We start from the raw sequence: 20,273 nt of genomic DNA on the forward strand, positions 1-20,273 counted from the left end.
CCGCAATACCGAACCGCCTCGTCCCACGTCCCCGTGTTCCGGGCCGCTGCCTCCAGCAGGTTCCGTGTGTAGCGCTGCCCCGTCATGTGCGCCCTCCCCTATTCGGCCGCCCGTTCGCGGCCCCGTACAGGGAAACGAAATGAAAATCGGACCGTCACGCACGGAATGCGGAACGGTCCGAACTGTGTGGGCGGGCCACATACGGGGGGTGTGGCCCGCCCACACAAGGAGCAAGGGAGGGGTGTCAGAACTTCGGTGTCGGCGCCTGGGATTCGACCATTTCCGCGGCCTCTTCGTCCGTCTCCACCGAGGGCGGGGAGCCGGCCAGGGGCTTCTGGGCGGTTTCCTTCATGCAGGCGACCGCGATGACGCCGATGAGGGCCGCGGCCATCGAGTAGTACGCGGGCATCATGTCGGAGCCGGTCAGGCCGATGAGGGCGGTGATGACCAGGGGGGTCGTGCCGCCGAAGATCGAGGCCGAGAGGTTGTAGCCGACCGAGAGGGAGCCGTAGCGGACCTGGGTCGGGAAGAGCGCCGGGAGGGCCGCCGACATGGTGCCGAGGAGGCAGAGCAGGGAGAGGCCGAGGAGCAGCATGCCGAGCGAGACCGCCCACAGGGCGCCGTTCTTCACCAGGAGGAAGGAGGGGATCGAGAGGACGAAGAAGCTGAGCATGCCGGTCATCAGCAGCGGCTTGCGGCCGAAGCGGTCGGAGAGCTTGCCGACCTGGCTGATCAGGCACATGAGGACGATCATCGTGATGATCAGGATCAGCAGGCCGTGCGTCTCCGAGTAGCCCATCTCGTCCGACAGGTACGTCGGCATGTACGAGAGGAGCATGTAGTCGGTGACGTTGTAGGCGCCGACGAGGCAGATGCAGAGGATCAGCGTGGGCCAGTAGTCGCGGAAGATCTTCGCGAGGTCGCCCTTGGCGGTCGTCTCGACGGAGGAGGCGGCGTCGGTCGCGCGGTGCGAGGACTCGTCCTCCAGCTTCTGGAAGGCGGGGGTCTCGTCGAGGCGGAGTCGGAGGTAGAGGCCGACCAGGCCGATGGGGCCCGCCACCAGGAACGGGATGCGCCAGCCCCAGGATTCCATGCCGTCGCTGCCGAGCACGGACGTCAGGATCGTGACGAGGCCGGCCGCGCCGACGTAGCCGGCGAGCGTGCCGAATTCGAGGAAGCTGCCGAAGTAGCCGCGGCGCTTGTCGGGGGCGTACTCGGCGATGAAGGTGGAGGCGCCGCCGTACTCGCCGCCGGTGGAGAAGCCCTGGACGAGGCGGAAGAGGATCAGCAGGACCGGCGCCCAGAAGCCGATCGTCGCGTAGGACGGGATCAGGCCGATCGCGAAGGTGCCGATGGCCATGAGGATCATGGTCAGCGCGAGGACCTTCTTGCGGCCGACCTTGTCACCCATCGGGCCGAAGACCATGCCGCCGATCGGGCGCACGAGGAACGAGACCGCGAAGGTCGCGAACGACGAGATCAGCTGGACCGTGTCGTTCCCGGAGGGGAAGAAGACGTGGCCGATGGTGACGGCCAGGTACGAGTAGATCCCGAAGTCGAACCATTCCATGGCGTTACCGAGCGACGCCGCCTTTACCGCGCGCTTCACCGCGGCGTCGTCCGTGACGGTGATGTCGGTGCGGCGCAGCGGCGGGTTCTTGCGCCGCTTGACGGCGCGGAACAAGGCGCGGTGACGCTTGACCGCCTCCGGGTCGGGCACCAGCCCTTCCTCGGTTTCGGTGGTCATGGAGTGGATCCCTTCTCTGACTGCAAAGCGCTTCCAGATTCCACCTGCTCACGGACGTTGATTGCAAACGAAAGTCCCAAGCTTTCGGGACTTTCGTCACAACCTTTCGTCCTCAACCTCCGCCAATGCCCGAACTTCCGCACGTGGAGTGGGTCCAGGGGATGCGGGAATTCTCAGATGCCGAGATCCTTGATGATCTTCGCTACGTGGCCGGTCGCCTTCACGTTGTAGAGGGCGCGCTCGACCTTTCCTTCCTCGTCGACGACCACCGTGGAGCGGATGACTCCGGTGACGACCTTCCCGTACAACTTCTTCTCGCCGAAGGCGCCGTAGGCCTCGAGGACCTTCTTCTCGGGGTCGCCCACCAGGGTTACCTTGAGGTTTTCCTTCTCCCGGAACTTGGCGAGCTTCTCCGGCTTGTCGGGGGAAACGCCGATGACGTCGTAGCCGGCCTCGGCGAGCACGTCGAGGTTGTCGGTGAAGTCGCAGGCCTGCTTGGTGCAGCCGGGGGTGAGGGCGGCGGGGTAGAAGTAGACGATCGTCTTGCGGCCCTTGTGGTCGGCGAGGGAGACCTCGTTGCCGTCGGCGTCGGGCAGGGTGAAGGCGGGCGCGGTGTCGCCGGGCTGCAGTCGCTCGCTCATGGGGGCCTCCTGGGGCGTCGTGACAAGTGGACTCGGTTGAGCGTAATGGGGGTGCCGGGGGGTGGTGCGGGCGCCGAGCTGACAGACTGTCCATTACTCATACGCAGTGAGAGCAGCGACCTTGGAGGCAGCGCGGTGTCGGACAAGTCCAGCACGTCGGATACCCCGGATACGCGGACCCCGGCTCAGATCGAGGCGGACATCAAGCGGCGTCGCGACACTTTGGCGGAGACGCTCGACGAGATCGGTGTCCGGGTGCACCCGAAGACGATCGTCGGCGACGCGAAGGCCAAGGTCGCCTCGCAGGTCGACCACACGCTCGGTCGGGCCTACGTCGGGGCGAACCGGCTGGTCTCCGAGGTGAAGGGGCAGTTGGTCTCGGAGGAGGGCGCGCCGCGTCTGGAGCGGATCGTGCCGGTCGCGATCGTCGTGGTGGGTGTCGTGGGGCTGCTCGCGGTGGGTTCGCGGCGTCGTAAGCGCTGACCCGGAGGCGTACAAGTGCGCGTGGGGCAGGTAGGTTCGTCGGCGTGAGCGCCAATCCCGATAAGCACAGCACCCGCCATGACGACAAGCTGCCCATCCGGATGTTGCACGACCGCGTGCTCGTGCGGCAGGACACCTCCGAGGGTGAGCGGCGCAGTGGTGGCGGCATTCTGATTCCGGCGACGGCCGCTGTCGGCAAGCGCCTGGCCTGGGCCGAGGTGGTCGCGGTCGGGCAGAACGTGCGGGCCGTGGAGCCGGGTGACCGGGTGCTGTTCGATCCGGAGGACCGGGCGGAGGTCGAGGTGCGTGGTGTCGCGTACGTGCTGATGCGCGAGCGGGATCTGCACGCGGTGGCGGCCGACCGGTTCGAGGGCTCCGAGGATTCGACGGGCCTGTACTTGTAGTCGTTTACCTGTGCGCGTGAGGGCTGGTGACCATCGTCACCAGCCCTTTTTATCTGACTTTGGTACGTTTGAGGGACCCCGACGAGACGCGCCGTACCGGGCCCGGCAGTACTTCGCAAAGACGACGCACCCCTGTTGAGAACCACTGACGGAGGTGCCAGTCATGGCCTGGGTCCTGATCGTGATCGCCGGACTTCTCGAAGTCGTCTGGTCGATCGGCATGAAGTTCACCGACGGCTTCACCCGCCTTTGGCCGAGCGTCCTCACCGGCGCCGGGATCATCGCGAGCATGGTGCTGCTGTCCTACGCCGCCAAGACGCTGCCCATCGGTACCGCGTACGGCGTGTGGGTGGGCATCGGCGCCGCGGGCGCGGCGATCGTCGGAATGGTCGCCCTGGGCGAACCGGCGTCGGCGGCCCGGATCGGCTTCATCGCGCTGCTGCTTGTGGCGATCGTGGGGCTCAAGGTCACCTCGGGTCACTGAAGGGGTCAAAGCCTGTGTCGCCGGGGCTGGGGGAATCCGTGGGTTGTTCCTCGTCGCCCGTCGGTTCTTCGGACGGGGGTGTCTCGCTCGACGGTTCGTCGGACGGGGTCGCCTCGTCCGAGGGGGTCGCGGAGGCGGTGTCCGAGGGGGATTCGGTCGCCGATTCCGACGCGGATTCCGGGGTCGAGGGCAGCGGTTCCTGTTCGGCGCCGCTCTGCAGGTCCAGGTCGAAGTCGTTCGCCGCGGTGCCGGACAGGGCCGCCTGCGTGAACTGGGCCCAGATCTGCGCCGGGTACCCGCCGCCGTTGATCCGGTCGAGGCCCGTCGCCCCGTACAGCGGGGTCTGCGCGCCGGAGGTCGGGTCCTGGCCCATCACCGAGACGACGGTCGCGAGGTCGGGGGTGTAGCCCGCGAACCAGGCCGCCTTGTCCTCCTCCGCGGTGCCGGTCTTGCCGGCGGCGGGGCGGCCCGCGGCCTTGGCGGCGGTGCCGGTGCCGCCGTCGACGACCGACTTGAGGATCGACGTGGTGGTGTCGGCGGCCTCGCGGGGGACGGCCTGCCGGGTCTGCTTCTCGGGCAGCGTGACGTCCTCGCCGTTCTTGGTGAGGGAGTCGAGCATCGTGTAGTTGCCGTGTTCGCCGTGGTTGGCGAGTGTCGCGTAGGCCTCGGTCATGTCGAGGACGGACGCGGTGGACGGGCCGAGCGCGATCGACGGGGAGGCCGTCAGGTCCGGGGTGTCCGAGGGGATGCCGAGGTCGAGGGCGGTCCGCTTGACCTTGTCGGAGCCGACGTCGACGGCCATCTGCGCGTACACGGCGTTCACGGACTTGTCGGTGGCGGTGGAGACGGTGATGTTGCCGTAGGAGCGGTCGTCCTCGTTGGCGGGGGCGTACCGGCCGCCGTCCCAGCCCTGTACGGGGCGCTTGTTGGTGCCGTCGTAGATGGTGCTGGGGGTGATCCGGCGGCCGTCCTGCGTGGTCGATGCGTTCTCGACGGCGGACGTGAACACGAACGGCTTGAACGTGGAGCCGACCTGGTAGTCGCGGCGCGTGGCGTTGTTGACGTACTGCTTCGTGTAGTCGACGCCGCCGTACATGGCGCGCACCTTGCCGTTCGACGGGTCGATGGCGGCGCCGCCCGCGCGGACGTTCTTGTCGATGTCCCGGGCGTCCTTGTCGAGTTTCGACATCAGCTGGTCGTCGACCGCCTTTTGGAAGGCGTTCTGCTTCTTCTTCTGCAGCGTGGTGGTGATCCGGTAGCCGCCGCCCGCGAGGGTGTCCTCGTCGAGGATCTTGTTGTCGGTGATGTAGTCCTTCACGGCCTGCACGAGGTAGCCGCGCTGCCCGGAGAGGCCCGAGGGTGCTTTCGCCTGGTCGGGCACGGGGAACTTCATGTTCTTGCGGTCGGAGGCGTCGAGCCAGCCCTCCTTGACCATGCCGTCGAGGACGTAGTTCCAGCGGGCGGTGGCCGCTTCCTTGTTCTCGGGGTGCGCGGCCACGTCGTACGCGCTCGGGGCGTTCACCAGGGCCGCGAGATAGGCGCCCTGAGCGGCCGACAGGTCCTGGACGTCCTCGCCGTAGTACGCCTGGGCGGCGGCCTGGACGCCGTACGCGTTGCGTCCGAAGTAGCTGGTGTTGAGGTAGCCCTCGAGGATGTCGTCCTTGGACTTCTCGCGGTCCAGCTTGATGGAGATGAAGAACTCCTTCACCTTCCGGGAGACGGTCTGCTCCTGGCCCAGGTAGTAGTTCTTCACGTACTGCTGGGTGATCGTGGAGCCGGACTGTTTGCCCTTGCCGGTGAGCGTGTACCAGGCGGCGCGCAGCATGGCCTGCGGGTCGACGGCGGATTCGGAGTAGAAGTCGCGGTCCTCGGCGGCGAGCACCGCGTGCTGCACGGACTTCGGGATCTGAGTGAGGCTCACATTCTCCCGGTTGACCTCGCCGTCGCGGGCGATCTGGCTGCCGTCCGCGTACAGGTACACGTTGCTCTGCGCGGTCGCCGCCGAGTTGGCGGCGGGGATGTCCACGAGGAAGTAGCCGAGTGCGAACAGGCCGACGCACAGCAGGATGAAGCCGATGAGGGCGCCGAGCACCATCCGCCACGTGGGGATCAGGCGCCGCCAGCCGGTGCGCTTGGGCCGCTTGGCCTTGCCTGCGGCGGCGGGCGTGGCGCCCGTGTCGGGCGCGCTCGGCTCCTGGGGCTCCGTCGGCTGCTCGGGCTGCTCCGGCTCGTCGCTGCTCATGTCCTGTGGAACTCCTGATTCGCGTCGTACGTCACGTACGCCTCGTATGGCACATAAGACCTCTAAGACTGCTACATCACGTGGAAAATCCGTGGCAGGCGACGCGCGGGGGCCCTAGGCTCCTGCGCTTCGGCCTATTTCACGAGGGGGACCGGTGGGAGCAGTGCGGCTCTACGTGACCGTCGCGGCCGGAGGCTTCAGGCGGTACGCGACGTATCGCGGGGCGACCCTCGCCGGGGTCTTCACGAACACCGTGTTCGGGATGATCATCGCCTGCACCTATATCGCGCTGTGGGACGAGCGGCCGCATCTCGGCGGGTACGACCAGGCGCAGGCGCTGACGTTCGTGTGGGTCGGGCAGGCGATGTTCGCGGTGATGGTGCTTCAGATGGGTGGCGGCTTCGAGGCCGACCTGATGGAGCGGATCCGCAGCGGGGACATCGCCGTCGACCTGTACCGGCCGGTGGATCTGCAGTGCTGGTGGCTGGCGCAGGATCTGGGCCGGGCGGCCTTTCAGTTCCTGGGGCGCGGGGTCGTACCGATGACGGTGGGGGCGTTGGTCTTCCAACTCGCGCTGCCCGCCGACCCGTTGAGGTGGGTGGCGTTCCTGCTGACGCTGCTCGTCGGGGCGACGGTGAGTTTCGCGCTGCGCTATCTGGTGGCGCTGTCGGCGTTCTGGCTGATGGACGGGAGCGGCGTCGTGCAGATGTCGGGGCTCGTGTCGACGTTCCTGTCGGGGATGCTGCTGCCGCTGAACGTGTTCCCGGGGGCCTTCGGCGAGTTCGCCCGCGCGCTGCCGTGGTCGGCGCTCGTCCAGGTGCCGGCGGACGTGCTGCTGGGTGAGCGGGGCGTGGCCGGCGCGCTGCTGTTCCAGGGGGCGTGGGCGGTGGTGCTGCTCGGCGCCGGGCGGCTGTTGCAGTCCGCCGCGACACGGAGGGTGGTGGTGCAGGGTGGCTGAGCGGAGTGTTCTCGGCGAGGCGGTGCGGACGTACCGGCTGGTCGGCGGGATGTGGATCCGGTCCACGATGACGTACCGGGCGTCGTTCCTGATGACGGCTTTCGGGAACTTCGCGGTGACCGGTCTGGAGTTCGTCGGGATCCTGCTGATGTTCTCGCAGGTGGACCGGCTCGGCGGGTACGGGCTTGCGGAGATCGCCTTTCTTTACGGGGCGGCGGGCACGTCCTTCGGTCTGGCGGATCTGGCGTTCGGGTCGGTGGGGCGGCTGGGGCAGCGAGTGCGGGACGGGACGCTCGACACGTTCCTGGTGCGGCCCGCGCCGGTGCTCGCGCAGGTCGCGGCGGACCGGTTCGCGCTGCGCAGGCTGGGGCGGGTCACGCAGGGCGTGGTGGTGCTCGGCTACGGCCTGACCGCGATAGACGTGACGTGGACGCCGCTGAAGGTGCTCCTCGTCCCGGCCCTGGTGGTCAGCGGCGGCGCCATCTTCACGGCCGTGTTCATCGCGGGCGCGGCCTTCCAGATCGTGGCGCAGGACGCCTCGGAGGTGCAGAACGCGGCGACGTTCGGCGGCAACGCCATGCTCAGCTATCCGCCCACCGTCTTCGGTGACACGCTGCTGCGCGGCGTCACGTTCGTGCTGCCGCTCGCCTTCGTGAACTGGCTGCCGGGCCTCTACATCCTGGGCCGCCCCTATCCGCTCGACCTGCCGCGGTGGGTGGCGTTCGCGCCGCCGCTGGTGGCGGCAGCCTGTCTGACCCTCGCGCTGTCCGCCTGGCGGGCGGCGCTTCGTACGTATCGCAGCACGGGGAGTTGAAGTGGCGCCCATGGGTGACGAGTTCATTCGGCTCGACGAGGTCGAGAAGGTCTTCGACGTACGACGCAAGACGGGTTTCATGCGGCGGGAGCGGCGCGAGGTGCGGGCCGTGGACTCGCTGAGCTTCAGCGTGCGGCGCGGCGAGATGGTCGGCTACATCGGGCCGAACGGCGCGGGCAAGTCGACGACGATCAAGATGCTGACGGGGATCCTCACGCCGAGCGGAGGGCGGGTGCGGGTCGCCGGGATCGACCCCTCGCGCGAACGGGCGCGCCTGGCGCAGCGGATGGGCGTGGTCTTCGGTCAGCGGACGACGCTGTGGTGGGACCTGCCGCTGATCGACTCGTACCGTCTGATGCGCCGGATGTACCGCATCGAGGAGCGGCGCTACGAGGAGAACCTGGCACGCTGCGTCGAACTCCTGGAACTGGGCGACCTGTTGGACGCGCCGGTGCGCCAGCTGTCGCTCGGTCAGCGGATGCGCGGGGACATCGCGGCGGCGCTGCTTCACGACCCCGAGGTGTTGTACCTGGACGAGCCGACGATCGGCCTCGACGTGGTGTCGAAGGTCAAAGTCCGCGGATTCCTGCGGGACTTGAACGCCGAGCACGGCACGACGGTGCTGCTCACGACGCACGACCTGACCGACATCGAGCAGCTGTGCCGCCGCGTGATGGTCATCGACCACGGGAAGCTCATGTACGACGGTGAGCTGGAGGGCCTGCACGCGACGGGCGGCGCGGCCGCGGAGCGCACGCTGGTCGTGGACCTGGAGCGTGAACTACCGCCGCTGGACGTGGAGTTCGCGCGGGTGGTGAAGGTGGAGGGGGCGCGGCAGTGGCTGGCGTTCCCGGCCGGGCAGTCGGCGGCGCCGCTCGTGGCGCGGATCGCCGAGCGGTATCCGATGGTCGACCTGTCGGTGCGGGAGCCGGACATCGAGGCGGTCATCGCGCGGATGTACGCGAGGGACACGTCCGTAGCGCCTTGATGGCGGTCGTCCGTACGCTGACCCCATGACGGACGAATCCGGCCGACCGAGGCCCTCCGCTGCCACCCCCGAACTGCGCGCGTCCGACGCCGACCGCGAGCTCGTCGCCGAGCGGCTGCGGGACGCGCTCGCGGAGGGGCGGCTCGACATGGAGGAGTTCGGTGAGCGGCTCGACGCGGCGTATCAGGCGCGTACGTACGGGGAGCTGGCGCCGCTGACGAAGGACCTGCCGGTCGGGGCGGGCGCTTCGGGGGCCGTGAGTTTCGTGAAGGAGCCGCTGCCGGAGGGGGCCGTCGACTGGGGTTCGCGGATCCGGGGCGAGGCGAGCTCCACGTGGGGCGTCGGGATCATGTCCGGGTTCCAGCGCAAGGGGCGGTGGACGGCGCCGCGGAGGTTCAACTGTTTCGCGTTCTGGGGCGGCGGTGAGATCGATCTGCGCGAGGCGGACTTCGAGGCCCGCGAGGTCGTCATCAACTGCGTGGCGGTGATGGGCGGGATGAACGTCGTCGTGCCGCCGGGCGTGGAGGTCGTGGTGCGCGGCATCGGCATCATGGGCGGCTTCGACCACCGCGAGGAGGGTGTGCCGGGTGACGCGGGCGCGCCGCGCGTGGTGGTCACCGGGTTCGCGTTCTGGGGCGGGGTCGGAGTGGAACGCAAGGCGCCCCGCCGCCGCGAGAAGCTGGACCGGGGCGACCATTAGAGCCCCTGCGGCGATTGAGCAGGGTGGGCAAGGCGGCGGCACATCAAGCCCCGCCGGCGATTGAGGCGCGGGGTCCGGGGCGGAGCCCCGTGGCCGCAACGCCGGTTCAGCCCAAGAGCTCCCGCACCACCGGTACCAGCGCCCGAAACGCCTTCCCCCGGTGGGAAATCGCGTTCTTCTCGTCCGCCGTGAGCTCCGCCGCCGTCCGGCCGTCCCCCTCGACCTGAAGGATCGGGTCGTAGCCGAACCCACCCGCCCCCGCAGGCTCATGCCGCAGCACCCCGCGCAACTGCCCCTCGACCACCCGCTCCGTCCCGTCCGGCAACGCGAGCGCAGCCGCGCAGGCGAAGTGCGCCGTACGGTGCCGGTCGTCGTCGATGTCACCGAGCTGCGCGAGCAGCAGTTCCAGGTTCGCCCGGTCGTCACCGTGCTTGCCGGCCCAGCGCGCCGAGAAGATGCCTGGCGCGCCGCCGAGCACGTCGACGCAGAGGCCGGAGTCGTCGGCGACGGCGGGCAGGCCGGTGGCTTTGGCGAGGGCGTGGGCCTTGAGGAGGGCGTTCTCGGCGAACGTCACGCCGGTCTCACGGACGTCCGGGACCTCTGGGTAGGCGTCGGCGCCGACCAGCTCGTGGGGCAGGCCGGCGTCGGCGAGGATGGCGCGGAGTTCGACGATCTTGCCGTTGTTACGGGTGGCGAGGATGAGACGGGTCATGCCTCCAGTATCCAGCCACCCGCGCCCCCGCCGCCCCTCCCCCGCTACGAGGTGCAGACCTTGGTCAGCTCGCCCGCGGAGTCGGTGACCGGGCTGACGTCCGGGGTCTCGTCGCCGTTCTTGATCGACGTACGGACGTTGTCCACTGCCTTGTTGAGGTCGTCGACGGCCTTCGAGACATCGGCGTTGTCGGTCTTGTCGCCGATGTCGTCGAGGTTCTTGTCGATCTTGTCGAGGGACTCACTGGCCTGCGTCGGGTCGTTGGACGCGTTCTCCACGGCCTGCTGGAGGTCGGTCACGCTGTCGGCGACGGATTCGGCCGTACGGGCACAGTCGAGTGCCTTGTCGACGGCCGAGCAGCCGACGGTGGCCGGAATCGCGACGAGTGCCGCGGTGGCGGCCAGTATGGCGAGACGGCGGTGGCGCGCGGGCATGGAAGGGTCCTCCCCTGAAGTACGGACGGCTGGACGGCAGTTGGTGTCGTGCGCCGTCCACCCACCCGTAGTGACGCAGTCGATGGCTGTGCGGTTGCTGTGCCCGGCCACCCTACTTGGGGAGTTCTTTACCTGGTCGAGGACCCGGACCCGCGTTAGGAGAGGGTCTCTTCCAGGGCCTTGCGCTGGATCACGGAGAGCTCGTCGCAGCCCGCGACGGCCAGGTCCAGAAGGGCGTTGAGCTCGTCGCGGGCGAAGGGCTCGGCCTCGGCGGTGCCCTGGATCTCGACGAAGCGGCCGTCGCCGGTGCAGACGACGTTCATGTCGGTGTCGGCGCGCACATCCTCCTCGTAGGGGAGGTCGAGCATCGGGACGCCGTCGATGATGCCGACGGAGACGGCGCTCACGGTGCCGGTCAGCGGCTTGCGGCCGGCCTTGATGAGCTTCTTGCCCTGGGCCCAGGAGATGGCGTCGGCGAGCGCCACGTACGCGCCGGTGATGGCGGCCGTGCGGGTGCCGCCGTCGGCCTGGAGGACGTCGCAGTCGAGGACGATGGTGTTCTCGCCGAGGGCCTTGTAGTCGATGACGGCGCGCAGCGAGCGGCCGATCAGTCGGCTGATCTCGTGCGTGCGCCCGCCGATCTTGCCGCGGACGGCCTCGCGGTCGCCGCGGGTGTTCGTGGAGCGCGGGAGCATCGAGTACTCGGCGGTGACCCAGCCCTCTCCGCTGCCCTTGCGCCAGCGCGGGACGCCCTCGGTGAAGGAGGCGGTGCAGAAGACCTTGGTGTCTCCGAAGGAGACGAGGACGGAGCCTTCGGCGTGCTTGCTCCAGCCGCGTTCGATGGTGATCGGGCGGAGCTGTTCGGGGGTGCGGCCGTCGATGCGAGACATAGGGACGAGCGTATCGGGTGCGCCGAAGGCCCCGTCCACGCGTACGTGGACGGGGCCTTCGGTCAGTGGCCTCAGCGGCTCACATCATGTCTTCGATGTCGGCGGCGATGGGGTCCGCGTCGGTGCCGATGACGACCTGGATCGCGGTGCCCATCTTGACGACGCCGTGGGCGCCCGCGGCCTTCAGGGCGGCCTCGTCGACGAGGCTCGGGTCGATGACCTCGGTGCGCAGGCGGGTGATGCAGCCCTCGACCTCTTCGATGTTGTCGAGCCCGCCGAGGCCGGCGACGATCTTCTCAGCCTTCGTGGCCATTTCGTTCTCCCTGTGTTCTCCGGGCCCGCCTCTGGGCCGCTTTGTCACGGTAACCCACGGTTGGCCCATCTTCGCGGGCGGTAACCCCACCCGTGACGAAAGATGACGAGCACGGACCGACCCGTCCCCGCAACTGGTCTACACCAGTATCCAACGACCGCCAAACGTGGCTTGTTCCGGGAGGACGCCCATGAGCGCCAATGCTGCCGCCGCACCACGACCGAGCCCCTGGAGCAACTTCTTCCAGGGGCTCCAGAAGATGGGGCGCAGCCTTCAGCTGCCCATCGCCGTGCTCCCGGCGGCGGGCATCGTCAACCGTCTCGGCCAGCCCGACGTCTTCGGCGACGACGGTCTCGGCTGGACCAACGTCGCCAAGGTCTTCGCGGGTGCGGGCGGCGCGCTGCTCGACGCCGACCTCGGTCTGCCGCTGCTCTTCTGCATCGGTGTCGCGATCGGCATGGCCAAGAAGGCGGACGGTTCGACGGCTCTCGCGGCCGTGGCGGGCTTCCTCGTGTACCGGGGCGTGCTGCACCAGTTCCCGATCGACTGCCCGGACGGGGCGAAGGCGGTGGCGACGGGCTGTCTGGCGGACGGGGCCGTGACCGCCGCGACGTTCCAGAACCCCGGTGTGTTCGGCGGCATCATCATGGGCTTCCTGGCCTCGTTCTTCTGGGTCCGCTACCACCGCACCAAGCTGGTCTCCTGGCTCGGCTTCTTCAACGGCCGCCGGCTCGTCCCGATCATCATGGCCTTCGTCGGCATCGTCTTCGCGGCGCTGTGCCTGTGGATCTGGCCCGCGATCGGCAGCGGCCTGGAGAGCTTCTCGAACTGGCTGGAGAGCCTGGGCGCGATCGGCTCCGGAATCTTCGGTGTCGCCAACCGCGCGCTGCTCGTGATCGGCCTGCACCAGTTCCTCAACGTTCCGCTGTGGTTCCAGTTCGGCTCGTACACGAAGCCCGACGGCACGACCGTGCACGGCGACATCAACATGTTCCTGAGCGGCGACCCGTCCGCGGGCATCTACCAGTCGGGCTTCTTCCCGATCATGATGTTCGCGCTTCCGGCGGCCTGTCTTGCGATCGTCCACTGCGCGCGGCCCGAGCGGCGCAAGGTGGTCGCGGGCATGATGCTGTCGCTCGCGCTGACCTCGTTCGTCACCGGCATCACCGAGCCGATCGAGTACTCCTTCGTCTTCATCGCGCCGGCGCTGTACGCGGTGCACGCGGTCCTGACCGGCGTGTCGATGGCGGTGACCTGGGCGCTGGGGGTCCATGACGGCTTCAGCTTCTCCGCGGGTCTGATCGACTACCTGATCAACTGGAACCTGGCCACCAAGCCATGGCTGATCATCCCGATCGGCCTCGCCTTCGCCGTCCTCTATTACGTGATCTTCCGTTTCGCGATCACGAAGTGGGACATCAAGACACCGGGCCGCGAACCCGAGGAAGAGGTCGAGGACATCACCAAGGCATAACGCTTTCGGCTCCTCCACGAGCACCTTCGGCAATGGGCCCCCGGACCACTCGGTCCGGGGGCCCATTGCCGTGGGAATCGAGGGTTCCTTATCCCGCCTTCACCGTGCTACAACAGGTCTACACCACTGAGTGGTGTAGACCATCTGCTTTTCATGGAGGAAGTTGATGAGCACCGCCAGCGCTACGGCGGCCCCCGCAAAGAAGCGGGGTTCCGGCCTGTTCCAGGGCCTCCAAAAGGTGGGCCGCAGCCTGCAGTTGCCGATCGCGGTGCTTCCCGCCGCCGGCATCATGGTGCGGCTCGGCCAGGACGACATCTTCGGCAAGGACGGCCTCGGCTGGGACAAGGTCGCCGCGGTCTTCAACAACGCGGGCGGCGCCCTCACCGGCAGCCTCCCCCTTCTGTTCTGCATAGGCGTCGCCATCGGCTTCGCCAAGAAGTCCGATGGCTCGACGGCGCTCGCCTCCGTCGTCGGATTCCTCGTCTACAGCAAGGTCCTTGAGGCCTTCCCGGTCACCGAGGCGGTGGTCAAGAAGGGCGAGGACGCCGCGGCGACGTACAACGACCCCGGTGTCCTCGGCGGCATCATCATGGGTCTGCTCGCCGCCATCCTGTGGCAGCGCTTCTACCGCACCAAGCTGGTGGACTGGCTCGGCTTCTTCAACGGCCGCCGGCTCGTCCCGATCATCATGGCCTTCGTCGGCATCGTCGTCGGCGTCTTCTTCGGCCTGGTCTGGGAGCCCATCGGCAGCGGCATCTCCAGCTTCGGCGAGTGGATGACCGGCCTCGGCGCCGGTGGCGCGGGCCTGTTCGGCGCCGTGAACCGCGCGCTGATCCCGATCGGCATGCACCAGTTCGTGAACACCGTCGCCTGGTTCCAGCTCGGCGACTTCACCAACGCCGCGGGCGACGTCGTGCACGGCGACATCCCGCGCTTCCTGGCCGGTGACCCCTCGGCCGGCATGTTCCAGTCCGGCTTCTTCCCGATCATGATGTTCGGCCTGCCGGCCGCCGCGATCGCGATGGCGCACTGCGCACGCCCCGAGCGCCGCAAGGCCGTGATGGGCATGATGGTCTCGCTCGCGCTGACCTCGTTCGTCACCGGTGTGACCGAGCCGATCGAGTTCTCGTTCATGTTCATCGCCCCGGTCCTGTACGTGCTGCACGCGGTGCTCACCGCCGTCTCGATGGCGGTCACCTGGGCCCTCGGTGTGCACGCCGGCTTCAACTTCTCGGCCGGGTTCATCGACTACGCGCTGAACTGGACCCATGCCACCAAGCCATGGATGATCATCCCGATCGGCCTGGTCTTCGCGGCGATCTACTACGTGACCTTCCGGTTCGCGATCATCAAGTTCAACCTCACCACCCCGGGCCGCGAGCCCGAGGAGGAGGTCGAGGACCTCACGAAGGCGTGAGCCCCTCCCCCGTACGACGACGAGGGCCCCGGAACCGCTGAAGGTTCCGGGGCCCTCGTCGTTCCCGTACGGGTACGGGTACGGGTACGGGCTCAGACCGTGTACGTCACTCCGGGCGCGGCCAGCTCGACCGGTCCGTCGTACACCGCGCGTGCGTCCGCGAGGTTCACCTGCGGGTCCGTCCACGGCGGGATGTGCGTGAGGACGAGCTTGCGGGTGCGGGAGCGCTGCGCCGCCTCCCCCGCCTCCCGACCGTTGAGGTGCAGCGCCGGGATGTTCTCCTTGCCGTGCGTGAACGCGGCCTCGCACAGGAACAGGTCGCTGTCCTCCGCCAGTTCGTCGAGCGCGGCGCACGGCCCGGTGTCCCCGGAGTACGTCAGGGAGCGCCCGCCGTGCTCGACCCGGATCGCGTACGACTCCACGGGGTGGCAGACCTTCTCCATGCGGACGGAGAAGGGCCCGATCTCGTACGAACCCGGCTTCACGGTGTGGAAGTCGAAGACCTCGCTGAACGCGGAGGCCGAGGGCGTGTCGGCGTGCGCGGTGGTCAGCCGCTGCTCGGTGCCCTCGGGTCCGTAGACGGGCATGGGCTCGCAACGGCCGCCGTCGTGGCGGTAGTAGCGCACGACGAAGTACGCGCACATGTCGATGCAGTGGTCCGCGTGCAGATGCGAGAGGAAGATCGCGTCGAGGTCGTAGAGACCGACGTGGCGCTGCAGCTCGCCCAGGGCGCCATTGCCCATGTCGAGGAGCAGCCGGTAGCCGTCGGCCTCGACGAGGTAGCTCGAGCAGGCCGAATCCGCGGACGGGAACGACCCCGAGCAGCCGACGACGGTGAGCTTCATAAGAGCCTTCAACCTCCGCGCTGGCGGTCGGAAATGCGGGGTGGAGCCATGGGCCTTCAGGCCGGGGCCTGTGCCGGGGCCGCGCCGGGTTTCCCGTCGTCCGCCCGAAGGGCGGGCCCCGCGGCGTCTGGTGCGTGCGATCGCAAGGCGCCGGAGCGTCCTAGTAGCGGAGCTACTCGGACGTTTCGGCAACGCCGCGAGCGTGCGTGCCAGACGCCGCGGGGCAGGCGGGAAACCCGGCACAGACCCCGAGGGGGTCAGTCGAGCGTAAGGCGCAAAAGGGCCGGTGGCTCCTCCGTCACGGGCTGTTGTGGGCGAACTCACCTGCGCTGTCACCGGTTCGGAGGGCTTCGGGGCCGCGGAAGCACCCCGCGTGTCCCACCGGTACCGTCATGCCTATGGACACGTCCTGGTGGCTCGCGCTCGCTGCCGTCGTGCTGCTCGCGCTCGTCGCGACGCTGGTCGACGGGTGGGGGCGCGGCACGCGGCACCGCCGCAGGGAGCGGCACGTACCGCGGGACGCGCACGCCCGTGGGCCCGAGCCGGGTGACATCTGGTGGGCGGTGGTGCCGTACGAGGACGGGCCGGGCGGGAAGGATCGGCCGTGCCTGGTCCTGTCGGTGCGGCGGGGCGTTGCCACGGTCGCCAAGATCACCAGCCGGTACCACGACGAGCGGCCGGGTGTGATCGCGCTGCCGCCGGGGTCCGTGGGGGATGCGCGGGGGCGGGCGAGCTTCCTGGAGACGGATGAGCTCCGTCAGGTGCCGTTGGGGGATTTCCGGCGGCCGGCCGGGGTGATCGATCCGGGGTTGTGGGATCAGGTGCGCCACTTGGGGCATTGAAAGCCCCTCCGGCGATTGAGGAGCGGGGTCCGGGGCGGAGCCCCGCGTCCTCAACCACGGAGAAGGTCAAGAGTGGGGCTACGCCCACAACTGGCCGTGCAGCACCTCAATGGCTTCCTCGGTCGTCGCGGCCGTGTAGACCCCCGTCGACAGGTACTTCCACCCGCCGTCGGCCACCACGAACACGATGTCGGCGGACTCCCCCGCCTTCACCGCCTTCTTGCCCACGCCGATGGCGGCATGCAGCGCCGCCCCCGTGGAGACGCCCGCGAAGATGCCCTCCTGCTGGAGGAGGTCACGCGTGCGGGTCACCGCGTCGGCCGAGCCGACGGAGAACCGCGTCGTGAGCACCGACGCGTCGTACAGCTCGGGGACGAAGCCCTCGTCGAGGTTGCGCAGCCCGTAGACGAGGTCGTCGTAGCGCGGCTCGGCCGCGACGATCTTGACGTCGGGCTTGTGCTCGCGCAGGTACCTGCCGACGCCCATGAGCGTGCCGGTGGTGCCGAGCCCCGCCACGAAGTGCGTGACGGACGGGAGGTCGGTGAGGATCTCCGGGCCGGTCGTGGCGTAGTGCGCGCCCGCGTTGTCCGGGTTGCCGTACTGGTAGAGCATCACCCAGTCCGGGTGCTGCTCGGCCAGCTCCTTGGCGATGCGGACCGCCGTGTTGGAGCCGCCCGCGGCCGGCGAGGGGATGATCTCCGCACCCCACATGGCGAGCAGGTCACGGCGCTCCTGCGAGGTGTTCTCCGGCATGACGCAGACGATGTTGTAGCCCTTGAGGCGGGCGGCCATCGCGAGCGAGATGCCGGTGTTGCCGGAGGTGGGTTCGAGGATGGTGTCCCCGGCCTTGATCCGGCCTTCCTTCTCGGCCTGTTCGACCATGTGGAGCGCGGGGCGGTCCTTGATCGAGCCGGTCGGGTTGCGGTCCTCCAGCTTCGCCCAGATCCGCACGTCGTCGGAGAGCGAGAGCCGCGGCAGGCGCACCAGGGGGGTGTTGCCCACCGCGGCCAGCGGGCTGTCGTAGCGCATGAGCCCGCTCAGCGCATTCCGCCGGCCACGGCCGGCAGGATCGTGATGCTGTCGCCGTCGGCGAGCTTGGTGCTGATGCCGTCGAGGAAGCGGACGTCCTCGTCGTTCAGGTAGACGTTCACGAAGCGGCGCAGCTGCCCGTTGTCCACGATGCGCTCGGCGATGCCCGCGTGCCGGGTGTCCAGGTCGGCGAAGAGCTCGCTGAGGTTGCCCCCGGCGCCTTCGACGGCCTTCGCGCCGTCGGTGTAGGTGCGGAGGATGGTCGGAATGCGGACCTCGATGGCCATGCTGGGCTCCTGTCGGGAGTCGGAAGTCGTGTGGGTGAGCGCGCCGGGGCGCGGCGTTTCCGGTCAGGTGCGTGGGTGGCGGGAGCCGCGGGCCCTCGAAGGGCGCCCGGCGATCCGGCTCAGCGCGGACAGATGGCGCTGGCGAGGCGGCACAGGTCGACGTGCAGCCGCGCCACGAGCAGCATGCCCGGCGTCTTTTCGCTCACGTCGTGGGAAACCATGGGCTCATCGTATCGATTCCCGGTCCGGATCCCGGAATGTGATCTCACCATGCGGTCGAAATGCGTCCGGTGGATGAGAACTGCGAGGTCGGAGGGGTGCCGTTCAGGCGGTGATCTCGACCTCTTCCTCGGTGATCTCGCCCTCGACGATGCGGTACGAGCGGAACTGGAAGGGGCCCGCGTCGTCGGTGTCGGCGGTGGAGACCAGCACGTAGTGGGCGTTCGGCTCGTTCGCGTACGTGACGTCGGTGCGCGAGGGGTACGCCTCGGTGGCCGTGTGCGAGTGGTAGATGACGACCGGCTCCTCGTCGCGGTCGTCCATCTCGCGGTAGAGCTTCAGCAGGTCACCGGAGTCGAACTCGTAGAACGTGGGCGAGCGGGCGGCGTTCAGCATCGGGATGAAGCGCTCGGGGCGGCCCTCGCCGACCGGGCCCGCGATGACGCCGCAGGCCTCGTCGGGGTGGTCCTTGCGGGCGTGCTCGACGATCTGGTCGACCAGCGTCTGGGAAATCTTCAACATGCGGCCAGCATAAGCAAGTGGGCCACCCCGTACCGGAGTGCGGTACGGGGTGGCCCACTTGGTGAGACGCGGCGTGAGACGCGGTGCGTCAGGGGCGCGTCAGTTGCGCTTCGCGAAGGAGGCGCTCTCGGGGTTGCGCTTCTTCAGGAAGAAGTACGCGACACCCAGGATCGCGGCCCAGACCGGAGCGGCGTACAGGGAGACGCGCGCGTCCGGGTCGATGCCCATCAGGACGATGACCATGAAGATGAACGCCAGCGCGAGGCCGCTGACCCAGACGCCCCACGGCGCGCGGAACTCCGACTTCGGGAGCTCGCCGCGGTCGGACTTGAGGCGGTAGCGGATCTGGCAGATCAGGATGATGATCCAGGCCCACATGCCGGAGATGGTGGCGAAGGAGACGACGTAGTTGAACGCCTCGCCCGGCCACTGGTAGTTGATCCAGACGCCGACCAGCATCATCGCGGCGGAGAACGTGGTGCCGATGACCGGCAGACCGTTCTTGCTGAGCTTGGTGAAGAAGTTCGGGCCCTGGCCGTTCTGCGCGAGGTCGCGCAGCATGCGGCCGGTGGAGTACATGCCCGAGTTGCAGGAGGACAGGGCGGCGGTCAGCACGACGAAGTTGACGATGGCGGCGCCGACGCCCAGGCCCATCTTGTCGAAGGCGTGGACGAACGGGCTCTCGCCGGCCTTGAAGGACGTCCACGGCACGACCGAGAGGATCATGATCAGGGCGCCGACGTAGAAGACGGCGATGCGCCACGGCACGGTGTTGATGGCCTTCGGCAGGACCTTCTTGGCGTCCTTGGCCTCGCCCGCGGTGACGCCGACGAGCTCGACCGCGAGGAACGCGAACATCACCATCTGGAGGGTCATCAGCGTCGAGCCGATGCCGTTCTCGCCGGCGAAGAAGCCGCCGATGTCCCACAGGTGCGTGATGGAGGCGGTGTCACCGGCGTCGGAGAAGCCGATCGTGAGGATGCCGGCGCAGATCAGGATCATGCCGATGATGGCGGTGACCTTGACGGTGGAGAACCAGAACTCCAGCTCACCGAAGAGCTTCACGGAGATCAGGTTGGCGCCGTAGAGGATGACGGTGAAGACGAGTGCGGACACCCATTGCGGGATGTCCCACCAGAACGTCATATAGGTGGCCGCCGCGGTGACCTCGGTCATTCCGGTGATGACCCAGAACAGCCAGTACGTCCAGCCGGTCGCGAAGCCCGCGAAGGGGCCGATGAACTCGCGCGCGTACTCCGAGAAGGAGCCGGACACGGGTCGGTACATGAGGAGCTCGCCGAGAGCTCGCATGATGCAGAAGATGACCACGCCTGCGACCGCGTACGCCAGGATCAGGCTGGGCCCCGCCTTGGAGATGCCCTTGCCCGCGCCGAGAAAGAGGCCGGTCCCGATGGCGCCACCGATGGCGATCATCTGGATCTGCCGGGCCCCGAGTCCCCGCTTGTAACCCTCGTCGGTCTCGGCCTGCGCGGCCTCATTGCCGTCGTGCTGCTCGTCGACCTGCACTGAGGTCATGATGTGCGCCTTTCTCCATGCCGATCCGTGCCGTACTCGGCTCGGATCGACTGTGACGATCCTTTGGGGTCTGGGCCCCTGGATGGATGGAGCTTGTGCCTACCGGCGGTCGGCCGGTCGGGGCGCCCCCTGACAGGACAGGGGTGGCGTCCGTCAGGTGGTCGTGAAGATTTATCACGGCGTTCATCGGGGTCGGCCGGGGCGCATGTGGCGTACGCCACCAGAAAAACAGGACAAAACAAATCACCGCGCCGCAATGTGGGTGGGTGCGGTGACGGGATCGTTATACGGA

The 20,273-nt window shown here is 68.4% G+C and carries 23 protein-coding genes and 1 riboswitch; of the genes, 10 read left to right on the forward strand and 13 right to left on the reverse strand.

Annotated features, from left to right (window positions below):
* Positions 1-244 precede the first annotated feature (244 nt).
* On the reverse strand, positions 245-1,747 hold the full coding sequence (gene proP, locus OKJ99_RS10385; RefSeq protein ID WP_326015582.1) for a glycine betaine/L-proline transporter ProP: 1,503 nt from the start codon (positions 1,745-1,747) through the stop codon (positions 245-247).
* Positions 1,748-1,920: 173 nt separating this feature from the next.
* Complete coding sequence (gene bcp / locus OKJ99_RS10390) at positions 1,921-2,388, reverse strand: thioredoxin-dependent thiol peroxidase (protein WP_266710760.1); 468 nt, start codon at positions 2,386-2,388, stop codon at positions 1,921-1,923.
* Between the two features lie 135 nt (positions 2,389-2,523).
* On the opposite strand from bcp, the gene OKJ99_RS10395 reads away from it, so the two are divergent.
* The 3 genes from OKJ99_RS10395 to sugE all read left to right on the forward strand — a co-directional run bounded on the left by OKJ99_RS10395 (position 2,524) and on the right by sugE (position 3,759).
* The gene (locus tag OKJ99_RS10395; RefSeq protein ID WP_326015583.1) at positions 2,524-2,871 is read left to right on the forward strand and encodes a DUF3618 domain-containing protein; all 348 of its coding nucleotides are present in this window, start codon (positions 2,524-2,526) and stop codon (positions 2,869-2,871) included.
* A gap of 101 nt (positions 2,872-2,972) precedes the next feature.
* Positions 2,973-3,275 carry a GroES family chaperonin gene (locus OKJ99_RS10400; RefSeq protein WP_326015685.1) on the forward strand — a complete coding sequence of 101 codons (303 nt, stop codon included), beginning with the start codon at positions 2,973-2,975 and terminating at the stop codon, positions 3,273-3,275.
* Positions 3,276-3,327: 52 nt separating this feature from the next.
* Positions 3,328-3,406: riboswitch (guanidine-III (ykkC-III) riboswitch) on the forward strand.
* A gap of 32 nt (positions 3,407-3,438) precedes the next feature.
* On the forward strand, positions 3,439-3,759 hold the full coding sequence (gene sugE / locus OKJ99_RS10405; RefSeq protein WP_326015584.1) for a quaternary ammonium compound efflux SMR transporter SugE: 321 nt from the start codon (positions 3,439-3,441) through the stop codon (positions 3,757-3,759).
* Here the strand turns inward: sugE and OKJ99_RS10410 are convergent.
* The gene (locus tag OKJ99_RS10410) at positions 3,743-6,001 is read right to left on the reverse strand and encodes a transglycosylase domain-containing protein (protein WP_326015585.1); all 2,259 of its coding nucleotides are present in this window, start codon (positions 5,999-6,001) and stop codon (positions 3,743-3,745) included. The genes sugE and OKJ99_RS10410 overlap by 17 nt on opposite strands.
* Before the next feature lie 163 nt (positions 6,002-6,164).
* On the opposite strand from OKJ99_RS10410, the gene OKJ99_RS10415 reads away from it, so the two are divergent.
* The 4 genes from OKJ99_RS10415 to OKJ99_RS10430 are packed head-to-tail and all read left to right on the forward strand — an operon-like array spanning position 6,165 to position 9,461.
* Positions 6,165-6,959, forward strand: a complete 795-nt coding sequence (locus OKJ99_RS10415; RefSeq protein ID WP_326015687.1) for an ABC transporter permease — start codon at positions 6,165-6,167, stop codon at positions 6,957-6,959.
* 49 nt (positions 6,960-7,008) lie between these two features.
* A complete protein-coding gene (locus OKJ99_RS10420) occupies positions 7,009-7,773 on the forward strand; it encodes an ABC transporter permease (RefSeq protein WP_326015688.1) in 765 nt (254 codons plus the stop codon).
* A 10-nt stretch (positions 7,774-7,783) separates the two neighbouring features.
* Positions 7,784-8,761: an ABC transporter ATP-binding protein gene (locus OKJ99_RS10425; RefSeq protein ID WP_326015586.1), complete on the forward strand. Its 978-nt coding sequence runs from the start codon at positions 7,784-7,786 to the stop codon at positions 8,759-8,761.
* A gap of 25 nt (positions 8,762-8,786) precedes the next feature.
* Complete coding sequence (locus OKJ99_RS10430; RefSeq protein WP_326015587.1) at positions 8,787-9,461, forward strand: DUF1707 SHOCT-like domain-containing protein; 675 nt, start codon at positions 8,787-8,789, stop codon at positions 9,459-9,461.
* A 106-nt stretch (positions 9,462-9,567) separates the two neighbouring features.
* On the opposite strand, the gene rdgB is transcribed toward OKJ99_RS10430, so the two are convergent.
* The 4 genes from rdgB to OKJ99_RS10450 all read right to left on the reverse strand — a co-directional run bounded on the left by rdgB (position 9,568) and on the right by OKJ99_RS10450 (position 11,810).
* Positions 9,568-10,173 (reverse strand): RdgB/HAM1 family non-canonical purine NTP pyrophosphatase, encoded by a 606-nt coding sequence (gene rdgB / locus OKJ99_RS10435; RefSeq protein ID WP_326015588.1) that lies wholly within the window; start codon positions 10,171-10,173, stop codon positions 9,568-9,570.
* Between the two features lie 44 nt (positions 10,174-10,217).
* Positions 10,218-10,607, reverse strand: a complete 390-nt coding sequence (locus OKJ99_RS10440; RefSeq protein ID WP_326015589.1) for a hypothetical protein — start codon at positions 10,605-10,607, stop codon at positions 10,218-10,220.
* 155 nt (positions 10,608-10,762) lie between these two features.
* On the reverse strand, positions 10,763-11,497 hold the full coding sequence (gene rph / locus OKJ99_RS10445; RefSeq protein ID WP_326015590.1) for a ribonuclease PH: 735 nt from the start codon (positions 11,495-11,497) through the stop codon (positions 10,763-10,765).
* A 79-nt stretch (positions 11,498-11,576) separates the two neighbouring features.
* A complete protein-coding gene (locus tag OKJ99_RS10450) occupies positions 11,577-11,810 on the reverse strand; it encodes a PTS glucose/sucrose transporter subunit IIB (protein ID WP_326015591.1) in 234 nt (77 codons plus the stop codon).
* A gap of 190 nt (positions 11,811-12,000) precedes the next feature.
* Between OKJ99_RS10450 and OKJ99_RS10455 the strand changes: the two genes are divergently transcribed.
* On the forward strand, positions 12,001-13,284 hold the full coding sequence (locus OKJ99_RS10455) for a PTS transporter subunit EIIC (protein ID WP_326015593.1): 1,284 nt from the start codon (positions 12,001-12,003) through the stop codon (positions 13,282-13,284).
* Between the two features lie 166 nt (positions 13,285-13,450).
* Positions 13,451-14,701 carry a PTS transporter subunit EIIC gene (locus OKJ99_RS10460; protein WP_326015594.1) on the forward strand — a complete coding sequence of 417 codons (1,251 nt, stop codon included), beginning with the start codon at positions 13,451-13,453 and terminating at the stop codon, positions 14,699-14,701.
* 92 nt (positions 14,702-14,793) lie between these two features.
* Here OKJ99_RS10460 and OKJ99_RS10465 read toward each other — a convergent pair whose 3' ends face one another.
* Complete coding sequence (locus tag OKJ99_RS10465) at positions 14,794-15,546, reverse strand: MBL fold metallo-hydrolase (RefSeq protein WP_326015595.1); 753 nt, start codon at positions 15,544-15,546, stop codon at positions 14,794-14,796.
* 398 nt (positions 15,547-15,944) lie between these two features.
* On the opposite strand from OKJ99_RS10465, the gene OKJ99_RS10470 reads away from it, so the two are divergent.
* Positions 15,945-16,388, forward strand: coding sequence for a type II toxin-antitoxin system PemK/MazF family toxin (locus tag OKJ99_RS10470; RefSeq protein ID WP_326015596.1), 444 nt, complete (start codon positions 15,945-15,947; stop codon positions 16,386-16,388).
* A 78-nt stretch (positions 16,389-16,466) separates the two neighbouring features.
* On the opposite strand, the gene OKJ99_RS10475 is transcribed toward OKJ99_RS10470, so the two are convergent.
* The 5 genes from OKJ99_RS10475 to OKJ99_RS10495 all read right to left on the reverse strand — a co-directional run bounded on the left by OKJ99_RS10475 (position 16,467) and on the right by OKJ99_RS10495 (position 19,981).
* Positions 16,467-17,417, reverse strand: coding sequence for a PLP-dependent cysteine synthase family protein (locus OKJ99_RS10475; protein ID WP_326015598.1), 951 nt, complete (start codon positions 17,415-17,417; stop codon positions 16,467-16,469).
* An 8-nt stretch (positions 17,418-17,425) separates the two neighbouring features.
* Entirely contained in the window at positions 17,426-17,704 is a 279-nt protein-coding gene (locus OKJ99_RS10480) for a MoaD/ThiS family protein (RefSeq protein WP_326015599.1), read from the reverse strand.
* A 119-nt stretch (positions 17,705-17,823) separates the two neighbouring features.
* Entirely contained in the window at positions 17,824-17,925 is a 102-nt protein-coding gene (locus OKJ99_RS10485) for a putative leader peptide (protein ID WP_323179532.1), read from the reverse strand.
* A gap of 103 nt (positions 17,926-18,028) precedes the next feature.
* On the reverse strand, positions 18,029-18,445 hold the full coding sequence (locus tag OKJ99_RS10490; RefSeq protein WP_326015601.1) for a M67 family metallopeptidase: 417 nt from the start codon (positions 18,443-18,445) through the stop codon (positions 18,029-18,031).
* 99 nt (positions 18,446-18,544) lie between these two features.
* A complete protein-coding gene (locus tag OKJ99_RS10495) occupies positions 18,545-19,981 on the reverse strand; it encodes an amino acid permease (protein WP_326015603.1) in 1,437 nt (478 codons plus the stop codon).
* Positions 19,982-20,273: the final 292 nt, after the last annotated feature.

This window comes from Streptomyces endophyticus (genome assembly GCF_035798155.1).
In the GTDB taxonomy this organism is placed as follows: Bacteria; Actinomycetota; Actinomycetes; order Streptomycetales; family Streptomycetaceae; genus Streptomyces; species Streptomyces endophyticus.